The organism is Galbibacter sp., from assembly GCF_048266365.1.
Lineage (GTDB): Bacteria > Bacteroidota > Bacteroidia > Flavobacteriales > Flavobacteriaceae > Galbibacter.
On record NZ_JBLWZP010000002.1, the window covers coordinates 563,470 to 588,086 of the forward strand.

General features: G+C 38.3%; 28 protein-coding genes. 13 read left to right on the forward strand and 15 right to left on the reverse strand.

Translation table 11 applies throughout. The annotated features are described in order from the left end of the window. Position 1 precedes the first annotated feature (1 nt). Positions 2-1,081 carry a Gfo/Idh/MocA family protein gene (locus tag ACN0TV_RS05380; RefSeq protein WP_417360859.1) on the reverse strand — a complete coding sequence of 360 codons (1,080 nt, stop codon included), beginning with the start codon at positions 1,079-1,081 and terminating at the stop codon, positions 2-4. Positions 1,082-1,161: 80 nt separating this feature from the next. Then, a complete protein-coding gene (locus ACN0TV_RS05385; protein WP_417360861.1) occupies positions 1,162-2,397 on the reverse strand; it encodes an ABC transporter permease in 1,236 nt (411 codons plus the stop codon). Positions 2,398-2,400: 3 nt separating this feature from the next. Between ACN0TV_RS05385 and ACN0TV_RS05390 the strand changes: the two genes are divergently transcribed. After that, entirely contained in the window at positions 2,401-3,630 is a 1,230-nt protein-coding gene (locus ACN0TV_RS05390; RefSeq protein WP_417360863.1) for an exo-beta-N-acetylmuramidase NamZ domain-containing protein, read from the forward strand. Between the two features lie 15 nt (positions 3,631-3,645). On the opposite strand, the gene ACN0TV_RS05395 is transcribed toward ACN0TV_RS05390, so the two are convergent. Further along, complete coding sequence (locus ACN0TV_RS05395; RefSeq protein ID WP_417360865.1) at positions 3,646-4,482, reverse strand: sterol desaturase family protein; 837 nt, start codon at positions 4,480-4,482, stop codon at positions 3,646-3,648. A 91-nt stretch (positions 4,483-4,573) separates the two neighbouring features. After that, positions 4,574-5,083, reverse strand: coding sequence for a YkgJ family cysteine cluster protein (locus ACN0TV_RS05400; RefSeq protein ID WP_417360867.1), 510 nt, complete (start codon positions 5,081-5,083; stop codon positions 4,574-4,576). A 231-nt stretch (positions 5,084-5,314) separates the two neighbouring features. Between ACN0TV_RS05400 and ACN0TV_RS05405 the strand changes: the two genes are divergently transcribed. Further along, positions 5,315-6,022, forward strand: a complete 708-nt coding sequence (locus tag ACN0TV_RS05405; protein WP_417360869.1) for a class I SAM-dependent methyltransferase — start codon at positions 5,315-5,317, stop codon at positions 6,020-6,022. Positions 6,023-6,024: 2 nt separating this feature from the next. Here ACN0TV_RS05405 and ACN0TV_RS05410 read toward each other — a convergent pair whose 3' ends face one another. The 8 genes from ACN0TV_RS05410 to ruvX form a co-directional block, all read right to left on the reverse strand. Next, a complete protein-coding gene (locus ACN0TV_RS05410) occupies positions 6,025-6,594 on the reverse strand; it encodes a phosphatase PAP2 family protein (protein WP_417360870.1) in 570 nt (189 codons plus the stop codon). Positions 6,595-6,597: 3 nt separating this feature from the next. Beyond that, positions 6,598-6,828, reverse strand: coding sequence for a hypothetical protein (locus ACN0TV_RS05415; protein ID WP_417360871.1), 231 nt, complete (start codon positions 6,826-6,828; stop codon positions 6,598-6,600). Positions 6,829-6,869: 41 nt separating this feature from the next. Then, positions 6,870-8,246 (reverse strand): MATE family efflux transporter, encoded by a 1,377-nt coding sequence (locus ACN0TV_RS05420; protein ID WP_417360872.1) that lies wholly within the window; start codon positions 8,244-8,246, stop codon positions 6,870-6,872. 197 nt (positions 8,247-8,443) lie between these two features. Beyond that, entirely contained in the window at positions 8,444-9,220 is a 777-nt protein-coding gene (gene mazG / locus ACN0TV_RS05425) for a nucleoside triphosphate pyrophosphohydrolase (RefSeq protein WP_417360873.1), read from the reverse strand. Between the two features lie 135 nt (positions 9,221-9,355). Beyond that, positions 9,356-9,802: a DUF5606 domain-containing protein gene (locus ACN0TV_RS05430; protein ID WP_417360874.1), complete on the reverse strand. Its 447-nt coding sequence runs from the start codon at positions 9,800-9,802 to the stop codon at positions 9,356-9,358. A 60-nt stretch (positions 9,803-9,862) separates the two neighbouring features. Then, a complete protein-coding gene (gene def, locus ACN0TV_RS05435; RefSeq protein WP_417360875.1) occupies positions 9,863-10,453 on the reverse strand; it encodes a peptide deformylase in 591 nt (196 codons plus the stop codon). Between the two features lie 167 nt (positions 10,454-10,620). Continuing rightward, positions 10,621-11,034, reverse strand: coding sequence for a T9SS type A sorting domain-containing protein (locus ACN0TV_RS05440; protein WP_417360876.1), 414 nt, complete (start codon positions 11,032-11,034; stop codon positions 10,621-10,623). A gap of 162 nt (positions 11,035-11,196) precedes the next feature. After that, on the reverse strand, positions 11,197-11,607 hold the full coding sequence (ruvX, locus tag ACN0TV_RS05445) for a Holliday junction resolvase RuvX (RefSeq protein ID WP_417360877.1): 411 nt from the start codon (positions 11,605-11,607) through the stop codon (positions 11,197-11,199). A 287-nt stretch (positions 11,608-11,894) separates the two neighbouring features. Here ruvX and ACN0TV_RS05450 point away from each other — a divergent pair, with 287 nt between their 5' ends. Further along, on the forward strand, positions 11,895-12,710 hold the full coding sequence (locus ACN0TV_RS05450; RefSeq protein WP_417360879.1) for a 2,3,4,5-tetrahydropyridine-2,6-dicarboxylate N-succinyltransferase: 816 nt from the start codon (positions 11,895-11,897) through the stop codon (positions 12,708-12,710). A gap of 97 nt (positions 12,711-12,807) precedes the next feature. Then, a complete protein-coding gene (locus tag ACN0TV_RS05455) occupies positions 12,808-13,578 on the forward strand; it encodes a glycosyltransferase family 2 protein (RefSeq protein WP_417360881.1) in 771 nt (256 codons plus the stop codon). Here ACN0TV_RS05455 and ACN0TV_RS05460 read toward each other — a convergent pair. Beyond that, positions 13,575-14,516 (reverse strand): NAD-dependent epimerase/dehydratase family protein, encoded by a 942-nt coding sequence (locus ACN0TV_RS05460; RefSeq protein ID WP_417360883.1) that lies wholly within the window; start codon positions 14,514-14,516, stop codon positions 13,575-13,577. The genes ACN0TV_RS05455 and ACN0TV_RS05460 overlap by 4 nt on opposite strands. Before the next feature lie 13 nt (positions 14,517-14,529). After that, positions 14,530-15,366 (reverse strand): glycosyltransferase family 2 protein, encoded by an 837-nt coding sequence (locus ACN0TV_RS05465; protein WP_417360885.1) that lies wholly within the window; start codon positions 15,364-15,366, stop codon positions 14,530-14,532. A 102-nt stretch (positions 15,367-15,468) separates the two neighbouring features. On the opposite strand from ACN0TV_RS05465, the gene ACN0TV_RS05470 reads away from it, so the two are divergent. The 7 genes from ACN0TV_RS05470 to ACN0TV_RS05500 all read left to right on the forward strand — a co-directional run bounded on the left by ACN0TV_RS05470 (position 15,469) and on the right by ACN0TV_RS05500 (position 21,557). Next, entirely contained in the window at positions 15,469-16,362 is an 894-nt protein-coding gene (locus tag ACN0TV_RS05470; protein ID WP_417360887.1) for an ATP-grasp fold amidoligase family protein, read from the forward strand. Between the two features lie 11 nt (positions 16,363-16,373). Further along, positions 16,374-16,934 (forward strand): L-threonylcarbamoyladenylate synthase, encoded by a 561-nt coding sequence (locus ACN0TV_RS05475; protein ID WP_417360889.1) that lies wholly within the window; start codon positions 16,374-16,376, stop codon positions 16,932-16,934. 27 nt (positions 16,935-16,961) lie between these two features. Further along, positions 16,962-18,395, forward strand: coding sequence for a CCA tRNA nucleotidyltransferase (locus ACN0TV_RS05480; RefSeq protein ID WP_417360891.1), 1,434 nt, complete (start codon positions 16,962-16,964; stop codon positions 18,393-18,395). Next, the gene (locus ACN0TV_RS05485) at positions 18,392-19,426 is read left to right on the forward strand and encodes a COX15/CtaA family protein (protein WP_417360893.1); all 1,035 of its coding nucleotides are present in this window, start codon (positions 18,392-18,394) and stop codon (positions 19,424-19,426) included. The genes ACN0TV_RS05480 and ACN0TV_RS05485 overlap by 4 nt, the downstream gene beginning before the upstream one ends. Positions 19,427-19,453: 27 nt before the next feature. Next, positions 19,454-19,966: an IS1096 element passenger TnpR family protein gene (locus ACN0TV_RS05490; protein WP_417360895.1), complete on the forward strand. Its 513-nt coding sequence runs from the start codon at positions 19,454-19,456 to the stop codon at positions 19,964-19,966. A gap of 109 nt (positions 19,967-20,075) precedes the next feature. Further along, positions 20,076-21,134, forward strand: coding sequence for a nucleoid-associated protein (locus ACN0TV_RS05495; protein WP_417360897.1), 1,059 nt, complete (start codon positions 20,076-20,078; stop codon positions 21,132-21,134). A gap of 75 nt (positions 21,135-21,209) precedes the next feature. Then, positions 21,210-21,557 (forward strand): DUF2200 domain-containing protein, encoded by a 348-nt coding sequence (locus tag ACN0TV_RS05500; protein ID WP_417360899.1) that lies wholly within the window; start codon positions 21,210-21,212, stop codon positions 21,555-21,557. Between the two features lie 30 nt (positions 21,558-21,587). Here ACN0TV_RS05500 and ACN0TV_RS05505 read toward each other — a convergent pair whose 3' ends face one another. Beyond that, positions 21,588-22,667 (reverse strand): hypothetical protein, encoded by a 1,080-nt coding sequence (locus tag ACN0TV_RS05505; RefSeq protein WP_417360901.1) that lies wholly within the window; start codon positions 22,665-22,667, stop codon positions 21,588-21,590. A gap of 211 nt (positions 22,668-22,878) precedes the next feature. Between ACN0TV_RS05505 and ACN0TV_RS05510 the strand changes: the two genes are divergently transcribed. Both ACN0TV_RS05510 and ACN0TV_RS05515 read left to right on the forward strand, forming a co-directional pair. Then, positions 22,879-23,781 carry an ABC transporter ATP-binding protein gene (locus tag ACN0TV_RS05510; protein WP_417360903.1) on the forward strand — a complete coding sequence of 301 codons (903 nt, stop codon included), beginning with the start codon at positions 22,879-22,881 and terminating at the stop codon, positions 23,779-23,781. A 2-nt stretch (positions 23,782-23,783) separates the two neighbouring features. After that, entirely contained in the window at positions 23,784-24,614 is an 831-nt protein-coding gene (locus tag ACN0TV_RS05515; RefSeq protein ID WP_417360905.1) for an ABC transporter permease, read from the forward strand. Positions 24,615-24,617 lie beyond the last annotated feature (3 nt).

The window sequence follows — 24,617 nt, forward strand, 5'->3', positions numbered from 1 at the left end:
TTTACAGGTCTATCCAAGTCCCATTATTTCTTGCAGATTTGTAGATCTGTTCAACAATGGCAATATCCTTTAAGCCTTCAGTGCCGGGGACAAGCACCGCTTTGTCCTCTATAATGGCTAGAGCATCAAAGTCCATTTGCTTGGCTTGTTGGTTCCCTTTAAATGGTTTAAGCTCAGTCCCGTCACTAGCAGCTCCGGAAACTCCGCTATAAGACTGAAATGGGCTTAAATAATAATCTCCAGCCTCACAATCGACTTTCAAATTATTGATGTTTTCACCAAAACTCGTCTTACCGCTTGCCGTGGAACCATCTTGGAATTTAAAATCAAACAAGGTAGCCTCATCAACTTCGTGATAGATTTCAGGCCGCTTGGTTTGGTGTCGGGCACTGACCGCAATGGGTTCCATACCTTTAGTATAGCGAATGGCATTGAGTGGATATACTCCCATATCATACATGGCTCCACCACCCAAAGCTTTAATTTGTTTCCAGTGCGTTATTCTACTCTCATAATATCCTGCTTCAGCGTATATATGATTGATTTTACCGTATGGTGTGGTTTTCGCCCATTGCATCAATAACTGTGTGTTGGGCTCGTGATGCATGCGGTAACCTATGGATAATTTTACCTTGTTCTTTGCGCAGGCCTCTATGATGGATCGGCATTTTTTAGAGGTTACTTCCATGGGTTTTTCGCACCAAACATTTTTACCTGCATTTGCTGCTATGATACTGTACTTGGCGTGTAATGCGGGTGGGAGGACAATATAAACCACATCAATTGCATCATTATCCGCAATGGTGTGCATATTTTCATAATTGTATATATTCTTGTCCTCGATACCGTATTTGGTTTGCCATATAGGAATTTTTTCAGGACTTCCTGTCACAATGGCTTTTAACTCACAATACTTTGTAAGTTGTAGGGCCGGTGCCAACAGATCAGTACTGTAATAGCCCAAACCCACTAGTGCAACGCCTAATTTTTCTTTCTTCTTAGCAAATAGATAGCCGGGAGATGCCAAAAAAGCTGTAGCAGCAATCATCCCTGAGGATTGAATAAATTTTCTTCTTTTCATGGTATTTGATTGATTTATGTCGAAGTTACTAAATAATCAAGAAAAATACCTTTAAAGATCACAAAACAACATTGACTTACCTATTCAAACTTAATAGATTTTGCAGGAGAAATTTTGGTGATAATATAAGAAGGTAATAATAGCATTAAAGAACAAAGAGCCAGCACTCCTATATTTAAAAACAAGACATGCATGGGATGAATATAAACAGGGGCCTCTGAAACATAATAAGAGGTTGGATCTAATGCTATAAAACCAAAGGTGTCCTGCAACCAAAGAAATCCTAGACCTATGAGGTTACCCCAAAAGAGCCCTATAGCTATGAGGTAAACTGCATTGTAGAGGAAGAGTTTTCGTATACTCCAATTACTTGATCCCAACGCTTTTAGAATCCCAATCATTTGGGTTCTCTCTAAGATCAGGACTAGCAAGGCTGTTATCATATTGATACCACCAACGATGATCATAATACCTATGATAATGGCAATATTAAAATCAAACAAAGAAACCCATTCGAAAATGGTATAATACTTATCGGCAATGGTTTGTGAATCCAAGGTGGATAAAGTGACGCCATAAATTGCCCTACCCTTTTCCTTAATCTTATCAAAATCGTCTATAAAAACCTCAAAAGATCCTACCTGATCTTCAGACCACCCATTCATGCGCTGAATATGTCTGAGATCGACAAACAGATAATTTGCATCAAAATCTTGAAAGCCGCTATCATAAATCCCAACGATAGTAAACTTCACCTGATTTGGGATGTCATCAACATCATCTTTAAGGAAAAAAGCCCAAAATTCCGTTCCTACTTCAAATTGTAACCTATTGGCCAAATAGGCTGAAATCAGTACCTCTTCATTTCGCTTTCCCAAATAATTCGGTAATCTACCCTGAACCAGGAATTCCTCAAAAGGTTTCCAGTTGAAATCTTCTCCTACACCTTTTGCTATAATTCCTTCGAAGGTGTTTTCTGTTCGTATAATCCCCCCTTTGGTCGCAACTGCCTGGACGTGACTGATCCCGTCAACGGTCTTAAATTCAGGGTAGAAGTTCTGATGTATGGATATGGGGTTTACAGAAACCTCAGAATTATTGTTATCGTAGTTGTAAATTTGCACATGTCCGTTAAAGGCAGCGATTTTTTCTCTAATTTTATGCTGTAGACCCACACCGGTGGCAATAGCGATAAGCATCATCACCAAACCAAGTGCAATTGCAGCAATTGCAATTTTTATTATTGGTGCTGATATACTATTTTTATGTCCCCCTCCTTTAATGAGGCGTTTAGCAATAAAATATTCTAAATTCAAACTATGCAAAACTTTAAGATTTTCAAAAGTACATTATTATTATCGTTTTTACTCATCATTTCGTGTGCAAATGGTGCCCAAAAAGAAAAAACGAAGACAGACAAAAACAGTGCTATTGCGAAGAACGAAATTGTTGTTGGAGCAAACCGAACAACGACCTATCTCCCCTTAATTCAAAATAAGAAAGTAGGTGTTGTTGCCAATAATACCTCTGTAATTTTCAAGAATGACGGAACCAATACGCATTTGGTAGACTCCCTTGTTGCACTGAATGTAAAGATTGAAAAGATATTTTCACCTGAACATGGATTTAGAGGAAAAGCAGACGCAGGAGAACACGTAGTTGGAAATAAAGACACCAAAACCGGTCTTCCCATTGTCTCGCTATATGGCGACTCAAGAAAACCCAGCCCTGAGCAACTAAAGGGCATCGAGGTAATGATCTTTGATATTCAGGATGTAGGGGTACGTTTCTACACCTATACTTCTACCCTTCACCTAGTGATGGAAGCCTGCGCCGAGAACAATATTCCTGTGATTGTATTGGATCGTCCAAATCCCAATGGATCCTTCGTCGATGGACCAATATTGGAATCAGAGAATAGTAGTTTTATAGGGTTGATACCCATTCCATTAGTATACGGTCTTACTATAGGAGAATACGGTAAGATGCTCAACGGACAAAAGTGGCTTAAGGAAGGAGTGCAATGTGAGTTAACCGTGATTCCTTTAAAAAATTACACCCATGACTCTAGCTATAGCCTCCCAATCCGTCCTTCCCCGAATTTACCTAATGATCAGTCTATAGAACTTTATCCGAGTTTAGGACTATTCGAAGGTACCCACGTCAATGCGGGTAGAGGTACAGAATTTCAGTTTCAACGCTTTGGTGCAGCATTTTTAGATCACAACTACTTTACCTTCACCTATACCCCACAGCCCAATTTTGGCTCAAAAGATCCTAAGCATAAGGGTGTTTTGTGTTACGGTAAAGACTTAAGTAAAATCACACCTCCAAAAAAAGTGGATCTCACCTGGATCATAGAAGCCTATCAACACAGCACTGATAAATCCCAGTTTTTCAGAACCTCATCCTTTACCAAACATGCCGGTACTGCAAAGCTTCAAAAGCAAATTGAACAAGGGATGAGTGCAGATGAGATTAGTGCCACTTGGAAACAAGGCTTAGATGACTTTAAAGAAATTAGAAAAAAATACCTGATGTACGATTAATTACATAAACTACACCTATCGTTCAAATTTTGAGCCTTCAGGTGCTCTGTATTTTTCGAAAGGAATTTTTAATAGCTTTGTGATGTTTGTATTGGAATCAACATCAGGATAGGTATCGATGCCATATACTAAGTCCTCATTATTCATGACTGAGAAGGTGCCCAACATACGATCCCATATCGAAAAGATATTGCCGTAATTGGTATCGGTATAGGGCAACATATAATGATGGTGCACCTTATGCATATCTGGTGAGACCAGCACCCAGCTTATGATGGTATCTAATTTTTTAGGTAAACGAATATTAGCGTGCGTAAGCTGTGCAAATACAACCGATAAGGATTGGTACAACAAGACTATCCCTATGGGTAAACCACCGACCAGCACTCCTAAAAGGGTGAACACAAAACGAATCACGCTTTCTCCTGGATGATGTCTATTGGCCGTTGTGGTATCCACATAATTATCTGTGTGATGAATCAGGTGAAACATCCACAGCGGTTTAATCTTATGCTCTAACCAATGTGGAAGCCATGCGCCTATAAAATCCAAAACTAACAAGCCTAAGAGAACTTCTGCCCAAAGCGGAAGACTTAACCAATGGATAATTCCAAATTCAACTAAAGTCACCCAGTCACTAATACTCAACAGTAAAAAAGCAAGTAAGAAGTTCACCAGCACAGTGGTCAGGGTAAAGAATATATTGGGAATCGCATGGCTGAATTTTTTGTAGTTGAAATGAAAAAGTGGAACCCCATATTCCAAAAGCCAAAATAAAGTAATACCCCCGACAAGAATCAAACTCCTGACCCAGGAAGGAATGGTCTCAAAATAGTCAATCAACTGTTGCATACCACAATATACTATTTTTTCCGAATTAAATACAGTGCTCATGCACCTCTGGATTTCTAAAAGAAAAAAGCAGTAAAAGGTATTAATCCGTCTACATCGGTAAACTCTTTTTCATCTTTTCGACGATCTCGTAGGCCGCCGGACAAATCGTAGTATTTTTAATAGTAAGTGAGGCAATTTGATGAAACTTTTTCCGATCGGTATGTGGATACTCTCGACAAGCCTTAGGACGAACCTCGTAGATCGTGCAGTAGTTGTCCGAACCTAAAAAGCTACATGGAAGTTCTTTTAGAACATGATCATTATCCTGGTCAACTTGTAAATAGATTTCAATAAATTGCTGCTCCTTCATCCTAAGGTGTTTGGCAATGCGAGTAATATCAGCATTGGTAAACAAAGGACCTGTTGTTTTACAGCAATTGGCACATTCCAGACAATTTGTATGTGCAAAAGTCTGCTCGTGCAACTCCTGCATGAGGTAATCTAAATTCTTAGGCGGTTTCTTTTTTAATTTGGCAAAATACTTTTTGTTTTCCGCCTGCCTCTGCTTTGCAAGTACTGGAAGTTGCTCTAATTGTTTTTGAATATCTTCGTTCTCCATAAATGTGCCACACAAAACCCATAAAGCTCCATATATGGGCGGGCAAGTAGCTATACCCCATGTTTGTAAATATTTTTCCGTAGAACCTAAAAGTTCACCATATTTGCCTAATCAAATTGCAATTTAAATTCAAGCTCTTGACCCCTGAATCCACAGCTTAATTTGTAAGACAAAAGTACAACACAACATTTGAGTATCATAGCACAAGGCTAAAACCATATCCGTTTTTTAATGAAAGATCTTTTCGGCAAAGCATTATTCAATTACGTTACAGGAGTTTCAAAAGAGGATTTACTAACAGAGACCTCTATATCTGAACAAGACACTTTACCAATCTCCTATTTATTCAGGAGCTATGATCAAATGCCTCCTATAGAGCGAAAAGCCTTAGCGCTATGTAAAGGAACAATTTTGGATGTTGGTGCGGGCAGTGGAAGTCACTCGATTTATCTCCAAGAAGTTCGAAAGATGGATGTCACCGCTCTTGATATCTCCAAAGGAGGTATCCAATGCTGCCAAAAGAGAGGTGTATTAAGTACCATTCACGCGGATGTTTTCGAATTAGAATCCGTTTCTTTTGACACCCTACTAATGCTTATGAATGGTAGTGGTATATTTGGTAGATATCAGGATGTGACCAAAAAATTAGAACGACTCAAAAGCCTTTTAAAACCTGGTGGACAAATCTTAATTGACTCTTCCGATATCATATACATGTTCGACCAAGACCAAGACGGAGGACATTGGGTATCTACAGAAAATGAATACTACGGAGAAGTAGAATACACTTTAACATACCAGGGTGAATCTGAAACTACATCGTGGCTCTATTTGGATTTCAACATCCTGAGCAGACTTAGCGAAGCTGCTGGATTTCAGTGTGATCTTATCTTAGAGGGCGATCACTTCGATTATTTAGCTAGGTTAAGTCTCAGCTAGATTTAATCAAGAACATAGCGTCTGGTAACCCATCGGTACACGGCATAAAATAGTACACCAATCAACATTCCAATGGTTATTCCAGTGACCACATCCAGTGGATAATGAACGCCAATGTAGATACGGCTATAAGCCACAACCATTCCCCAAATGATCAAAACAAATGGTAGCCATTTGTAAATCCCTTTAAAAATCAGGGAGAAAAAAGTAACCACTACAAATGAATTAGAAGCATGTGCTGAGAAATAGCCAAATTTCCCACCGCAATAAGATTTAACCAATCGCATTTGCTCCTCAATGAGGGCATCATGACATGGCCGCAAACGTTCCAAACCATATTTGAACAAATTAGACACTTGATCGGAAACGGTAACCATCAAGGCCACTATAACCAAAATCAGAACTGTTTTTCTCCATTTCAGCCGTAGAAAACAAAGGATCAGCAGTACTAAATAGAGTGGAATAGACGACCATTTATCGGTCATAAACATCCAAAACCCATCCCAGGAAGAATTTCCCAAGCCGTTTAAATAAAGAAATAGTTCTTGATCGAGGTTGATTATTTTTTCCATAATCTAGTTTTCACTATAGCGATTCACTTCACGATCATAAAAATCGTTAGCCGCTTGAATTAAATTTTCCGCCTCACTAGACAACTCAGTCTCATCCTCAGGAGCGAAGTCCTCTAACCATTCGACTTGGTCATCTTCAAGATTAATGATAAATCTAGGATAGTCCGTATGTATGATAAATATAGCCGTTGGGTAGTCGGTATTATCGCCCAATATAAACTTTGGTAATTCCATTTTATAGTTTAATTTAAACATTTGATATCCAAGGTACGTACCTATGGATTGGTCATTATGAGTTTTCGACTTAAATAATTAAATCTAAAGTACAAAAATATTGCGGCAATGGTGAGTCCGGACAGTAAACCTATCCAAATTCCCATATTCCCTAGATCTGTTTTAAGTCCCAGATAGTACGAAATTGGAAAACCTACAATCCAATAGGCCACAAAGGTAATCGCCGTTGGAATTTTCACGTCCTGTAATCCTCTAAGTGCACCGAGAAAGGCGATCTGCAAACCATCCGAAATTTGAAAAACTGCCGCGATAAACAGTAATTGTGAGGCAATCATAATCACTTCATTATTATCAGCCAAATTGGTCAAATCATTCTGATCCAAATACACCGTAGGCAACCAATGCCTAAAAATAATTAGGCACAAGGCAAATACGACTTCAATTAAAAAGGTAAGACAGAATACCGAGATGGCAATTCTCCGAAGCTCCTTATAGCTTTTGAGTCCCTTTTGATTCCCTACGCGAATCATCGCCGCCACACTTAATCCAACACCGACCATATAAGTCATACTAGACAAGTTAAGTGCGATTTGATTGGCTGCCTGTGGATTTGTCCCAAGCACCCCACTAAGCCATACGGCAGAAGTAAAGATGGCAGCTTCAAAAAACATTTGTAACGAAGAGGGTAATCCCAAACTAGCTACTTTTTTGATCATGGATTTATCAATGGTCCTCCACTTAAAGTTAACCAAATACGGCTTTATTTTTTTATTAGAGTAAAGTAACAACCAAAGGTAGGCAACCATAGCAAACCTAGATACCAGCGTCCCAATCGCTGCCCCGATAATTCCCAATTCTGGAAATCCGAATTTACCATAAATCAATACATAATTAAGTCCAATATTTACCACATTAGAAACCACAGCGGCATACATGGGGTATTTGGTTTGTGAAAGCCCGTCAGAGAATTGTTTCATGGCCTGGAAGACCACAAGTGGCACCAAGGAGAAGGCTACTAAATCCAGGTAAGGCATGGCCATATCCACCACGTCTATAGGTTGATCCATCGCATACATTAGTGGCTTTGCCAATATAAGTAGCCCAAACAAAATCAAACCGAAAAGAGTACATAAAATCAAACCATGCTTAAATGAGGATCGGCCTGCCTCTATATCCTGTGCACCATCAGCCTCCGCTACTAAAGGGGTAATTGCAGTGGAGAATCCTATTCCTAGAGACATGGCAACAAAAACAAAGCTATTCCCAAGTGAAACTGCTGCTAATTCAGTTGTCCCCAGTTGGCCTACCATCACATTATCAGCGAAGGCCACAAATGTATGCCCGAGCATCCCGAGTATAACCGGAAAAGCTAGTTTTAAGTTATATGAAAATTCTTTTGTGTACTGCGATAAAACCATCCCAAAATTTTAAGACGGCAAAGATACAGTTTAGCCAGTCCATGACCTAATATAGCAAGGCCTTTCCCAAGTTAAAAAAATGTAAAGATCCTGAGGGTTATCCGCTCATTATCATATTGTAAATATTATCTTCAGCAAGCCCCACCACCCTAGAAGCCTTCCACTTACAAAGCAGCAAAATTCTAAGCCTTTCAACACTAAAGACCTTTAGCCTCTTCCCAATAGATGTCCATTTCGCTTAAGGTCATTTCGGAGATAGATTTATTCAATTCCTCGGCTTTTTGTTCTAGGTACTGAAATCTTTTAATAAACTTCTTATTGGTTCTCTCCAAAGCATTTTCCGGATTGACATTTAGAAAACGGGCGTAATTAATCATAGAGAAGAGTACATCTCCAAATTCAGACTCCATTTTATCTTGATCAGCCCTCTGTACCTCAACTTGCAATTCGGCTAATTCCTCCTGCACTTTCTCAAAGACCTGCTGTGGCTCTTCCCAATCAAATCCTACTCCAGCCACTTTATCCTGTATGCGGTTTGCTTTTACTAGGGCCGGTAAGCTTTTAGGGACTCCGCCTAAAACACTTTTATTGCCTTCTTTGAGTTTTAAGCTTTCCCAATTCCGTTTAACATCCTGCTCATTTTCAACTTTGACATCACCATAAATATGCGGATGTCTGTTGATCAACTTTTCACAGATTTCATTGGCGACATCAGCGATATCAAAATCACCTGTCTCACTACCGATTTTAGCATAAAAGACAATATGAAGAAGTACATCCCCCAATTCCTTTTTGACCTCCGCTAAATCATTATCCAAAATGGCATCACCCAATTCATAGGTCTCCTCAATGGTGAGATGTCGCAAGGATTGCAGCGTTTGTTTTTTATCCCATGGACACTGTGCACGCAGCTCATCCATAATGGTTAAAAGTCTATCAAAGGCTTTAAGCTGCTCTTCTCTGGAATTCGTCATAGTTCTATACTTAAGAATTAGTATTGTACAGACCGCAAGTTACAGTCTTTGAATTAAATTAATAAAAAATAAAAAAGCCATCCTACAAAAAAGTAAGACAGCTCCATTTATAATACGTTGCAAAAAAGGTTTGCCTTATTGGGCTTCCTTTTCATTTTTTTCCTCTTGTTTTTCTTCAGCTTCTGCCGGATCAGTATCAAATTCAGTAATACCTTTATCATGTAAAAGGTTATACCACTGGATTACTTTTTTGATATCACTAGCATACACACGGTCCTCATCGTAATCTGGTAGAATTTCAAAGAAGTACTCTTCCAATTTAATCTTAGGATCCTTGTGGCTAACCTCAGGTTTACCGCCGTTCTCTTTTTCTTTAATTTTATTAAAGACCTCTTTCAAAGGTACTTCTTCGGTCAAGGTATAAATTGCGATTTCAGAGAGTAAACTCACATTGTTTTTAAGTCCTACACTTAATTTCTTTCCATCAATTAAAGATTCCGCCACAAATCCACTACGTGTTTGTGTCTTTAGCTCATATAGCCCTGGTTTCCCGGAAATCGATAATATTTTTTCTAAGCCCATATATCTCTATTAATTTTTGAGTGCGCAAATATCTATGCTTTGCGCTAATAAACAAAATGATTATCTCCCTTTTTTAGCATCAGGAAATTTCATCCTATAATCAACTTTAATTTTTCCTTTAGAAATATTACCCAATTTACTCTTAAGCAGTCTTTTCTTAAGGCTTGATAACTTATCGGTAAACAGTATTCCTTCAATATGGTCGTACTCATGTTGAATCACACGGGCAGCTAATCCATCGTATTCTTCCACAACCTTGTTAAACTGCTGGTCCAAGTATTCGATCTTTATGCGATCACAACGCGAAATATCCTCACGGATATCAGGAATACTCAAGCAGCCTTCATTAAAACTCCACTCCTCACCTGTATGCTCAACAATCTTAGGATTGATGAATACTTTTTTCAGTCCTCCTAAAAACTCTTGCTCTTGTTCTGTGAGATCTTCATCATCAGCAAAGGGAGATGCATCAATAACAAAAAGTCGTATTGCCAAGCCAATCTGTGGAGCAGCTAGTCCTACCCCATATGCATTGTACATGGTATCATACATATTTTCAATAAGCACATCTAGGTCCGGATAATCCTGAGTAATGTCTTTTCCAACCTTTCTAAGAACAGGATCGCCATATGCAGTAATTGGTAATATCATAATAATCTTCTGGATTAAGAGTGCAAAAATACAAAGTAAATACGAAAAATATAGTGCTTAGGATTAAAAGAAACGTTAAACCCTTACACTTATTGGCACACTGAATCACAAAAAACTATGAATATACTTCACAATTTTCATGCTCTGGAAAATACTAAACAACAGTACTATTGAACAATCACCTTTTTAGCCGATTGATAATTTGCAGTAGAAACATTTAAAATGTAGACACCACTATCTAAGTCGGAAACACTAAATGCAAAAGCCGTCCTATTGGTTTCTAGGATTTTCACCACCTTACCTGTAATGTCGTAAAACGCCAGTTTCTTTTTACCCGCATCACTAGTAGTGATGTGTAGCATATCCTTCCGTTTTACAGGATTTGGAAATACTTTCAAAGAATTTTCTAGTGGGGATGCGTAAAACGCTAACATTGATTCCAGATTCAGGGCAGTTGAATTCGCAGTTTTAAAATCAGTTTGTTCATGAGCTGCTGTTTGGGGCACCATCTCAGCGCCTTTCCCTACATTAGTGGGGAAGGCTAGTTGAATAAATAAAAATATAAGTAGGGTAATTCTCATCTCATTCACTTTATTTTTGGATTAGACTTATTTTAAAATACATTTTTTGCAGTTTAGGGTACTTAACAAATTTAATAAAAATTCCTACTTCTCGTCCGTATATCTACAAGATGTAGCTTTTTTTGGTTGAATTTAACGTTTTATGATTCAACCGCTTATAATTTAACGGTTATACAGATACGATTGTAAAATTACCGTCGCACTCACCTGGTCTAACAATTCTTTTTTCCTTCTATCTTTCTTCTTTACCCCGGTATCCAGCATACTTTGAAATGCAATCTTAGAGGTAAATCGTTCATCGACTCGAACTACAGAAATCTCTGGAATTTCCACCTTCAAAGCATCGATAAAGTATTGAATATTTTGCTCAACATCAGAAAACTCGTTATTCATTCGTTTTGGCTGACCTATTACGATGAGCTCCACATCTTCTTTACCTATATAATCCTTTAAATACGCCATGAGTTCTGGGGTGCTTACCGTGGTAAGTCCAGAGGCTATCATTTGTAAAGGATCAGTCACGGCAATCCCTGTTCTTTTCACCCCAAAATCAATTCCGAGTATCCTTGCCATTGTTTAAATGCTTTACAACAAAAATACGTCTAAAAACAAGTCTTGGATTTTGTCCTGAGAGAACTTATCCATGAAGTTATTCACAATAGCCTCTAATAGCAGACCAATAGTCCTACGTGCTAGTGATTTACGTGACTGTGTTGGAATATGTTAAAAAAGCCTTTCCCAAGACAAACACCTATTCGGTATGTTTTTTTTTTAAACAAAACACCTTTAAATGTTACAGCTGTCAAATCCCTTTAGAATTACAAACAACAAGCTTATATTTGTAACAAAATTTGATATTTATGAATGCACTACGTACGATCATAGAAGCAGCCTGGGAAGACAGGGAATTGTTAAAGAATAGCGACACACAAGATTCCATTAGAAAAGTGATTGACTTATTAGACAAAGGAAGTCTTAGAGTAGCACAACCCTCAGAAGGTGGCTGGCAAGTTAATGAATGGATAAAAAAAGCCGTGGTTCTTTATTTCCCAATACAGAAAATGGAAACTTTTGAAGCTGGCCCATTGGAATTCCATGACAAAATTCCTTTGAAAAGAAACTATGCTGAAAAGGGAATCCGTGTAGTTCCACATGCCGTAGCGAGACACGGTGCGTACATCTCTCCAGGAACCATCCTTATGCCTAGTTACGTAAACATTGGTGCTTACGTCGATGAAGGAACAATGGTTGACACCTGGGCAACAGTAGGAAGCTGTGCCCAAATCGGTAAAAATGTACATTTAAGTGGCGGGGTAGGAATTGGAGGAGTTCTTGAACCCTTACAAGCTGCACCGGTTATCATTGAAAACAACGCCTTTTTAGGTTCTCGAAGTATAGTAGTAGAAGGAGTTAGAGTAGAAACAGAAGCCGTTTTAGGAGCTAATGTAGTCTTGACAGCATCCACGAAAATCATTGACGTTACCGGTGAGGAACCTTTAGAAATGAAAGGCCTCGTACCTGCAAGATCTGTGGTAATTCCTGGTAGTTACACCAAAAAGTTCCCAGCTGGAGAATTCCAAGTTCCATGTGCACTTATTATAGGTCGTCGTAAGGAGAGCACAAACAAGAAAACCTCTTTAAACGATGCCTTAAGAGAATACAATGTAGCAGTCTAGATTGCCACACCTATGATATTACTTAAAACCTAGTCATTTGACTAGGTTTTATTTTTTTATTGCTGTCCTACCCAATATATTTGCAAAAAGCACCAAGTTGAGTAAAAGCACTAAATTATCCGTGGTAGTTATTACCTATAATGAAATTGAATATATTGAAGAATGCATAGATAGTGTAATATTCGCGGATGAAATTATAGTCGTAGACTCTTACAGTAAGGATGGCACTTGGGAATTCTTAAAAAACAAACCAGAGGTAACAGCACTACAACACCCCTTTGAAAACTTTACCAAACAAAAATCCTTTGCCTTAAGCCAAGCCACTAACGATTGGGTATATTTCTTTGATGCAGACGAGAGGGTAACTCCAGCGCTGCAAAAAGAAATTATTCAAACCATCAACAACCCTAACAGTTTTGATGCCTATTGGAATTACCGTAGCTTTATGTTTAAAAACGAGCGCTTGTATTTTAGCGGATGGCAGACAGATAAGGTCTATCGCCTTTTTCGTAAAAGTCGCTGTGAATTTATAAACAATCGCATTGTACACGAAACACTAAAGGTCAACGGAACTGAAGGCAAATTAAAAGAAAAGCTGATTCACTATTCTTATAAAAACTACGAAGATTACAAGGGTAAAATGATACGATACGGCCAATTAAAAGCCAAACAAGCACATTTAAAAGGTAAAAAATGGTCGATTCTCAAGCAGTATCTAAGACCTACTTGGAAGTTTGTCAATCATTTCCTTTTGCGACTCGGAATTCTAGATGGCAAAAAAGGCCTTATTATTTGTTATTTAAATGCACTAGGGGTATATGAACGCTTTCGAGAGCAAAGAGCCTTAGAGTTAAAATCAAACAACTAAAGAAATTTATCTTCGTACCATTGTACTTGAGCCTTCAAACCTTCTTCAAAGCTGGTTTGAGGATTGTAATCAAGTAGTTTTCGTGCTTTATCGATAAGCGCTGTAGTTCGCAATTGATCTCCAGGTCTAGGAGGCTGAGTTTGAAGTTTAGCCTTTAGGCCTATAATTTGTTCTATTAGTTCAATACCTTGACCGGTGGTATAGGTAACATCAGTACCGATATTAATGATTTCTCCTTTAATACGGTCCTCTTTTCCAATAACCGAAGCCATAGCATCCACGATATCCCCTACATAGGTAAAGCTACGAGAATGCTTTTCACTGCCTTCGAAAAGAGGGAATTCTATCTGTTCGAAAATTGACTTGATTAGTTTGGTGTATAATTTCTCAGGACGCTCCCTAGGTCCATAAACTGAATATAGGCGAAGCGAACAAGCTGTAAGTTTCCCACTGCGGTGTGCACCAAGAACTAATTGTTCAGCTGCCAACTTTGTAGTCCCGTAAAAAGAAATAGGTTCAGGAACTGCGGTTTCTGGAAGTGTAGCAAACTTACCGTAAATAGAAGAAGTCGCTATGTTCACAAAAAGCTTGAGATTTGGGCAAGTTGCGTATACCCATTCTAACAAATTTTGAGTGGCAAATATATTGTTGCGCACATATTCATTTAATGGCGTAGTTGCAGAGATACCAGGTTGTGCCGCGTAATGAAATATATAATCAAAATCACCTGGAAGTTTAGCCTTAAGATCATCCAACAAATCCAGCTCAACAAAGTGTACTCCTGCATCCACTATGTCCTTCTGATTTATCTTTTTCAACGCTAAATCATAATAGGCATCAAAATTATCCAGACCATACACCTGGTGTCCTTGTTTTGCAAAATATTCCGCGGTATGTGATCCTATAAATCCGGCTGCTCCGGTAACCAATATTTTCATGTCTCTGATTTTGTTAAGCCTCTACTTTTTCTTCTTTCTTTATACCAAAGGGTGTCCAGATGGTCTTCTGTTTTCTTACCTGCTCTCTAATTTCCAGATTGCGCTTTAAGGATTCAGGAGTTTTATATCCCCTAGGATGATCAAGGTGAAGGCATACGGCTTGATGTCTAATTTGAACCCCCTTAACTCCGTAATTTTCCAGCCGTTCACCAAGCTCCCGATCTGGCCCACCGTATTTCATACGTTCATCATAACCATTGATAGCGATCATGTCGGCCTTCCAACCAGAGGAATTGCAATTATTAAACGATGCGTTGGTAGGTGTTATAAAGTCCAATACTGAGGATAAGAAAGGGCCACTTTTTAATTTTAAGGTTTGAGAAAAACCGAGCTTATCTATGGATTTGAGCCAACTTACATCAAAACAGCGTGCCGTTTCGATATCGGATTGGTCAATACGCTCACTCAATTTCATGCTTAATTTACAATAACCACCAGATAAAAAGCTGCCTTTTTTAGCATTTTTAGCGTGCACCTCAACAAAATCAGCTCTTGGGATACAATCACCATCGGTCATCAGGATGTATTCATAATTAGACTTGGTAATGGCGATATTGAGAATTTCTTGCCTTCGATACCCTTTGTCTTCATGCCAAAGGTGAATTAATTCAACTGGATAATCCTTACGATAGGCATCAATAAGCTCCTTTGTAGTAGAACGAGAACCATCATCGGCGATAATGACCTCAAAATTCTTATAGCTTTGGCACTTATAACCCAGCAACACTTTCTCAAGCCAAGCTTCTGAATTATAAGTGCTTATTATTACTGTGATTTTGAGGTTATCCATAAACATTAAATCTAAATTCCGCACAAAAATAATAACTACAATTTATATATCTTTGTTTTATGCAAGGATAATTAATTTTATTTAAACCTTAAACAATCCCTTATGTACAAATTATTTCTGGGGCTTCTCAAGAAATTAAAATTTCTTCCTCAAAAAACCTATGTTCGCATCTATTATAGGTATTATACTAAGAAGAAATTGTCTCTCGAAAATCCACAGGAATTAAACGAGAAAATTCAATGGTTAAAAGTTTTTTATCGTCCAAAGATTTTAAACCAACTCGTCGACAAATACGCAGTAAGACAATACGTTATTGACACCATTGGAGAGCAATATTTAAATAAATGCTACGGTGTTTACGATCATGTAAATGAGGTTGATTTTGACGCGCTGCCAGATCAATTTGTACTTAAAGGTGTACATGGAAGCGGGTTTAATTTGATTGTAAAAGACAAGGCTAAATTGAACAAGATTACCGCTCGGCTAAAAATGCGAAAATGGTTATTCCATAATTTTTACTACAAAGCGGGATTGGAATGGGCTTATAAAGATGTAAAGCCTAGAATTATTGCTGAGGAGTATCTTGAAGATATCGATCGGGGTATATTACATGATTATAAATTCTTTTGTTTTAATGGTGTTCCCAAATTCATTCACATTGATGTAGATCGTTTTGGTGACCACCAACGGCTGTTTTACGACATAGAGTGGAATAAATTACCCTATAAACATTACCTCCCTAATGACGCTAATGTAGAAAAACCAGATTCCTTAGCAGAGATGCTAAAAGTCTCTGAACAATTATCCAAGGACTTCCCTCTAGTAAGAGTGGATTTATATTCGACCAAGGGAAAAATAGTGTTTGGTGAATTGACCTTTTATCCAGGAAATGGTGTTCTTGAATTTTACCCTGATGACTTCAATAAAATATCAGGAGACTACTTAATCCTTCCTAAACTAAAACAAGGACAAAAATATATTACATCCCAAAGTTAACGTAACACAGTATGCATAACGAGATTCAACAAACCATAGACATCCTCATCAAAGGGGGACTTATACTTTACCCTACCGATACGGTTTGGGGTATTGGTTGCGACGCCACCAATGAGGCGGCCGTTAAAAAAGTGTTCGAACTCAAAAGACGCCAAGACAATAAAGCACTGATTTGTCTGGTTTCTGATCTGCGAATGTTACAGCGCTATGTCTACGAAATTCCAGAGGCAGCCTACGATGTCATAGAATTCAGTACCAAGCCAACAACCATCATCTACGACCAGCCCATTAATTTGGCTAAAAACCTTGTCGCCGAAGACAATACCGTCGGGATTCGTGTCGCCTCCGATGAGTTCTGCCAAAAGCTCATCAGAAAATTTAAGAGACCCTTGGTTTCCACTTCCGCCAATATAAGTGGGAGTCCCACACCAAAAAGCTTTAGAGAAATTGGCTCGGAAATTTTAAAAGGTGTAGACTATGTGGTAAATTTGCAGCTCGAAAAAACAAATTCACAACCTTCATCGATAATTAAAATTGGTAATGATGCCGTTGTGAAGATTATTCGAAAGTAATTCGACCATCAAGCTGATCCAAATACAATGTCAAAACAATACATACAGGCCGTACAACACCCGGTATTTGAACTTATTACTAAAGCATCTGTCAAACTAGGCATTAGGTCTTATGTCATTGGAGGTTTTGTTAGGGACTATATCTTAGAGCGAAATGTGCCAAAAGACATCGACGTTGTTGCTCTTGGAAGCGGTATTAATCTCGCTAAAGAGGTGGCCAAATTAATCCCTGGACAAACCAAGATCTCTGTATTTAAAAATTTTGGAACTGCCATGATCCGCCACCAAGATTTGGAGGTAGAGTTTGTTGGTGCCAGAAAAGAAAGTTATGCTGCAGATAGTAGAAAGCCTGTGGTTGAAGATGGTAGTTTGGAAGACGACCAAAATCGAAGAGATTTCACCATTAACGCCTTGGCAATTTCCTTAAACGAAGATGATTATGGTAGTTTACTCGATCCCTTTTATGGCATTTCAGATCTAGAGCGAAAACTCATACGAACACCGTTAGATCCAGATATCACCTACTCGGATGATCCGCTTAGAATGATGCGAGCCATTCGATTTGCCTCTCAACTAAACTTTAAAATTGAAGAAGAATCTTTTGAGGCCATCAAAAGGAATGTCCATAGAATTGAGATCATTTCTAATGAGCGAATCATTGATGAGCTGCACAAAATCATCCTAAGCGACGTACCCTCTGAAGGATTTAAATTGCTTTACGAGACAGGTTTATTATCCAAAATACTTCCAGAACTCACCAACCTTCAAGGTATTGAGGAAAAGGAAGGACAAACCCATAAAGACAATTTCTGGCACACCCTGGAGGTTGTAGACAACATCGCGAAGAACACTGATAATTTATGGTTACGCTGGGCGGCTCTTCTACATGATATTGGAAAAGCCCCAACAAAACGATTTGATAAAAAAATAGGCTGGACCTTCCATACCCATGAATTTGTTGGATCTAAAATGGTGTATACCTTATTCAAGCGGCTACGCATGCCTTTGAATGATAAAATGAAATACGTTCAAAAGCTTGTTATGATGAGCTCTCGCCCTATCGTACTTGCTCAAGACATCGTCACAGACTCAGCGGTAAGAAGACTTATTTTTGACGCTGGTAACGACATCGAAGATTTAATGATCCTATGTGAGGCTGATATTACCACCAAAAACCCTAGGCGTTATAAAAAATACAGTAACAATTTTAAAATTGTACGTCAAAAGATTTCTGAAGTGGAACAACGCGATCAGGTCAGAAACTTTCAGCCCCCTATTTCAGGTGAACAAATCATGGAAACTTTTAACATTAAGCCTTCTCGGGAAATTGGTTTAATCAAAGAAGCCATTAAGGAAGCTATTTTGGAAGGAGAAATCCCCAATCAATACCAAGACGCATATGATTATATGCTGAAGCGTGGTGAAAAATTAGGTCTAACCCCCGTCAATGATAAAAAGTGAAAAAAAGATTTAGAAGTATCGCCAAGGTCACCTTAGTACTTGTCTATTTGGTTATTATTGCTGGTGCTATTGTACGAATGACAGGAAGTGGAATGGGTTGCCCGGACTGGCCAAAGTGTTTTGGTTATTACATCCCTCCTACTGAGATATCTCAACTTGAATGGCAACCAGACAGGGCCTTTGAAAAGGGACAGGTTATCATCGTTGACAATACCTTAAAAGTTGCCATAGAAGATTTTACCACCGGTGACAGCTATAACGAAGCTCACTGGGAGACCTATACCAAACACGACTATGCAATTTTTAACCCTACCCATACCTGGACGGAGTACATCAACCGTTTGTGCGGAGCCTTAGCTGGACTTGCAACCTTTATCATGGCTATCGCATCATTATATTACCGCAAAGAAGATATTTGGGTCCCCATATTATCTTGGTTGGCCGTATTTGGAATGGGCTTTCAAGGCTGGCTTGGCGCCACAGTAGTGTATTCTGTGCTTGCACCAGCTCGAATCACCATTCATATGTTAATGGCCTTTGTAATTGTGGCCATCATCTTGGTGATCATTTATAGAACCAGAGAACACACCCCAATAACCAAACCAAACAAGACCTTTAAAGCGCTACTTGTATTTGCAGTCGGTTTAACTACCGTCCAAGTGATTTTTGGAACTCAGGTACGTCAATTTGTGGATGAACAAGTCAGCCTTCTGGGCGACACTGCAAGGAATTTATGGTTAGCAAAACCCGAGTTAACATTCTACATCCACCGTTCACTCTCCTCATTGGTATTTATAACCAATACCTGGATACTGTACTTAAACTGGAAAAACAAGCTAGGCTTTGATAAGGTTCGTTGGGTTTTCTACATCATTATTGTAGAGATAATCTCCGGAATGGCCATGTATTATATTGATTTTCCATTTGGAACACAAGCCATACATTTGGTGTTGGCCACCTTCTTATTCGGTGTTCAATTCTACCTGATTTTGGAGACTGGAAACAAATTCAATAAGACAAAAACTTTGTAACTTGCAATAGCTGTAAAACCTAATGAGATGATATACAAACTAAGAATTATACTTGACGCGCAAGAGGATGTCTTTAGAGATATCGCGATAGAATCAAATAATTCCATGGAAGACCTTCACAATACTATTGCGCAGGCGTTTGGTTTTGACGGAACAGAAATGGCCTCCTTTTATGTGAGTGATCCGGAATGGAGTCAGGGAGAGGAGATTGCCTTATTTGACATGAGCGAGGATGGCAATAATGTTCGATTGATGAATGATACCATCATCGAGGACCAGATCGATGAAGACAATCGGAATTTAATTTATGTATACGACTTTTTCAGCATGTGGACTTTTTATGTCGAACTCGCTGACACGACTCACGAAAGAGAAGAAGGAGTGAACTACCCTAGCCTCTTATATATCCATGGTCAACTTCCCGATTCGCCGCCACAAAAGCAATTTGAAGCAGAAGAATTAGATGAAGACTTGGAAGATTCCGATGATTTCGACTTGGATAGTTACGACGACTTCGATTTTAACGAAAATTGGAATTAACACTCCATTTCATTTAAAAATGCATTATATTCCTTCGTTTTCCACAAGAAGGCTGTACCCAATGCGTTAAACCTAACATTGAATAACAAACACGATTAACGAAAAACATATGATCAATCTGTATCTTACTCAAATTGAGAGCCTTTCCATTCACCGCGTTGGAAACAAAAGCAAGAACGAAGGCACATTCTTCTCTGAACAACCTTATCAGTTGAACGATGAGTTGAATGAGCTTTTAAAAGAATTCTTCTTCAGACCATTCAGAGAGAAAGAAGAAAACTATTTTCGTTTTGATCACGAAGTAGATTTAGAGTACAACGAACTCTACAACGTCTCAACTGAAGTGTTTGAAAATCCAAACAATATTCACCAACTATCACAACGTATCACCAAGCATTTGTACGAACAATCTAACCACCCACATATCAAAAGTGGTGAAGTTTATGTTGCCTATTTGAGTGATGTGGTTGTGGATAACGAAAAAATGAACGCCATTGGAGTCTTCAAATCGGAGCTCAAACACGATTTTTTAGAATTTGAAGAAAAGGATAACAATTTAGAAATTCTTATAAGACACGGTATCAACATCAATAAATTAGACAAAGGTTGCCTTATCATCAACACCAATAAGGAAGAAGGTTTTAAAATCCTTTCCATCGATAGCAACCGTTATGACACCAAGTATTGGTTAGAAAATTTCTTGTCGGTAGATGCCCTAACAGACGAAACTTTTTTCACTAAGAAATACTTGAAATTCTGCCAGGATTTCGCCAAAGATGTGGTACTTCCCGCTGAGGACAAAAAGCAAGAGGTTATGTTTATGAACCGAGCGGTAAACCACTTTGCAAAAAACGATGAGTTCGAAGAAACTAACTTCCTTAATGAAGTTATGGACAATCCGGATTTAATTCCAGAATTCAAGCATTATAAAACCGAAAAGGGGCCCAAGTACAGCATCGAAGATGTATCCACCTTTCCTATTGCGAACAAAGCCGTATCGGATGCTCGAAAAAAGATTAAAAACGTGATCAATTTGGACACTAACATCCAAATAAAAATGGATTTCATCAATCCTGAATCCGCAGAAAAATTTGTAGAAAAAGGATGGGATGAAGAAAAACAAATGTATTACTACCTGGTATATTTTAACAAAGAAGAAAAGAATTAATCAGGCTAATCTAAGATTGGTTAACTTATATATCTCAACAGACCCGAAACTATGGTAAGGGATTAAACTTTAGCGATGAAGGAACACAAGATTTACAACATGGCTTTTTCTAGTGTCTATCCACATTATGTACAAAAGGCTGAAAGAAAAAACAGAACAAAACAGGAGGTGGATAACATCATTTGCTGGTTAACAGGTTTTAATTCCAATGAGCTATATAAGTTAATTGATCAAAAGGTTGACTTTAGAACCTTCTTTGAGAAGGCCAATCTAAATCCTAATGCACAAAAGATCACAGGCGTAGTTTGTGGAATTCGCGTAGAGAGTATCGAGGAACCACTGATGCAAAAGATACGCTATCTGGACAAGCTCATCGATGAGCTTGCACGAGGAAAAGCTATAGATAAAATTTTGAGATCCTAAGTAGTTGCTTATTGGAAGGCGGTGTTGCAATTAATAGTTCTTACTATTCTGTAGGAGCCTTTTCATACTTACATCTTCATAATTCCTTCGCACGAACTCCAAGGCAACTCTAAGTACCTGACCCATGGACCTACAGCGTTTAAACTTCATATCCAAGGTGTAATTATAAAGCTCCTTTTTTAATTCTTCTAAATTCTCCTTAGTTGTAATATGATCATTAACCATACAACGAAGTAGTGCCTTTAATCTTTTCCTAGAAGTCAGTATTCGCTTGGCGAGCAAAGAACGTTCTTCCTTTTTATACTGCTCTATCGAAGCAGGCTTTAAGCGCTTTTCCACCATTCGAACCATTTTATAGTTTTCCTTAAAAGACTGTGGCTTATATACCTTAAAGTTCCCTTCATAGGATTGCTGATCAAAATCAATCGCCCTAATTTTATAGATGACATTATCAAAATCATGAACCGGAATGATTACATAATTATAGGAACGCATATCCCCCAATAGTCGGATCATGCAGCGCTCGTTGAACTTCACAAATTCTTTAGCGATTTGATTCTTTTGAATATCGGTACATTGTGAGAGTGAATTTTTAATGAATTCATCCCCTGGAATTCCAGAGATATGTTCCTCTATTAAGGTGTCATCAAAGACCGCAAAGTTTATCCTATTCGGAGATAAAATATGCTCCAACTCTAAGCCGTATACCCTAGAGGCATCTGCTTTTTTCACATAGAGGTAGGTGTAGTTATCATTGAGGATGTTCCTAACCTTTATTCGAAATGGCCTGGAGTTTCCAAAGGTGCAAAAGTCAATGGCATCCACATTTAAATACTGAAAGATATCCTCATTACCATCCGAGAAAATCATAGTATAGACCCTTTTTAATTGATAGTCTATCTCCGGACGTTCAAACTCCGAGTAGTACACGCGAATCCATAAAGTGTCATTGTCATTCTCGTCATAGACCACCACTGAACCTGAAAACCGAAGCAAATCATCATATGAAATTGCTATTTCCGTATTTCTACTATACCGCTCCAAATATTCATGCAATCGCGGGTAAATCGGAAAAGAAGGCTTCTTTCTGGACATTAATCGTTCACTCATTAGCTACTTTTTTTAAGGAATATACTCAAAAATACATTAAATTCTAAAATAGCATCACCCAAACTACGATCAGATGCTACTCAAATCACTATTTTAAGTCCAAAAACAGTCATTCAAAACACATTTCACAAAAAACTGCACCTAAGACTGTAACAAAATATACTTAACTTCGTCAAGTAACTAGCTACCAATTTTAAAAAAAACAACAATTTTGGAGACCATACTCAACGTCAATAACCTCACAAAGAAATTTAATTTCCTTACCGCAGTCAACGATGTTTCCTTTGAAATAAAAAAAGGCAACGTCTATGGGATTCTTGGACCGAACGGAAGCGGGAAGTCCACCACCCTAGGCATGGTACTCAATGTAGTCAATGAGACCTCAGGTTCATTTTCGTGGTTTGGGGGAAGCACCACCACGCACGAAGCCTTAAAAAAAGTAGGGGCCATTATTGAGAGGCCTAACTTTTATCCTTACATGAGTGCTGAACAAAACCTCAAACTGGTATGTAAAATAAAGGAGGTTTCACCGGATAAGATTAATGAGAAATTAGAACTCGTAGGGCTTTTAGATCGTAAGGACAGTAAGTTCAGAACGTATTCTCTGGGAATGAAACAACGTTTGGCTATTGCCTCTGCACTACTCAATGATCCGGAAATTTTAATACTAGATGAGCCGACCAACGGCCTAGATCCGCAGGGTATTCATCAAATACGAAGCATTATAAAAAAGATTGCTTCCACTGGCACCACCATACTATTGGCCTCTCACCTGCTAGACGAGGTTGAAAAAGTCTGTACCCATGCCATCATATTGAGAAAAGGACATATGATTTATTGCGGAAGAGTGGATCAAATGATTGCTAGCCATGGTTACTTTGAATTAAAAACTAAGGATATGGATACCTTGCTGTCCTACCTACAAAACAACGATCACTTTAGCAGTATTAAGCAAGACAATGGCTTAATCACCGCCTTTTTAAGTGAACCAATGGACCCTGCATCATTTAACCAAATAATGTTTGATCAAAATATTGTACTGTCCCATCTTATCTGGCGAAAAGAAAGCCTTGAAGAACAATTCCTTTCTCTAACCAATAATTCAGCTAACTAATTATGAAGCGATTACTATCTATTGAGCTTATTAAACTATGGAATAATAAAAGCAGTAAGTTTTTAATACTTTCTTACTTCATCCTACTGACCTTTATTGCCCTATGTGCTGCGGTACAGTTCGATATTGGAGAGTTCCATTTCAATTTAGCTGAACAGGGAATCTTTAACTTCCCGTACATATGGCATTTCACTACCTATTTGGTTGCATTTTTCAAGCTATTCCTTGCCATTGTCATCGTTTCGATGATGTCCAATGAATACAGCAATAAGACACTTAAGCAAAATCTGATTGATGGGCTGAGTAAAAAGGAATTCATACTTTCAAAGTTTTATACCGTTATTAGCTTCTCGGTAATCTCAACCCTATTCATTTTTGTTGTCGCCTTGATCCTAGGGTTGATTTATTCCGATTATAACGAACTCAGTATAATCTTTTCCGACCTGGAATTTTTATTGGCCTTTTTTGTCAAACTCTTAGGTTTCTTTTCATTCTGTCTGTTTCTTGGGATACTGGTCAAAAGATCAGCCTTTGCCTTGGGATTTTTAATCCTTTGGCAAATCATAGAAGGGATATTATTAGGTGTTTTTTCTTGGAAGTTTAATTACGAAACCGCCACCAAAGTCATGCAGTTTTTTCCACTAACCAGCATGAGCAATCTTATCAAAGAACCCTTTAGTAGACTTAATGCGGTACAATCAGTTGCCAATCAAGTTGGCCAGGCCTTTGAGAAGGATTACGGTGTACATTGGTACGATGTTCTCCTAGTTTTGATATGGACATTTTTGTTTATTTACGGGTCTTATGCCCTGTTGAAGAAGCGAGATTTGTAATAC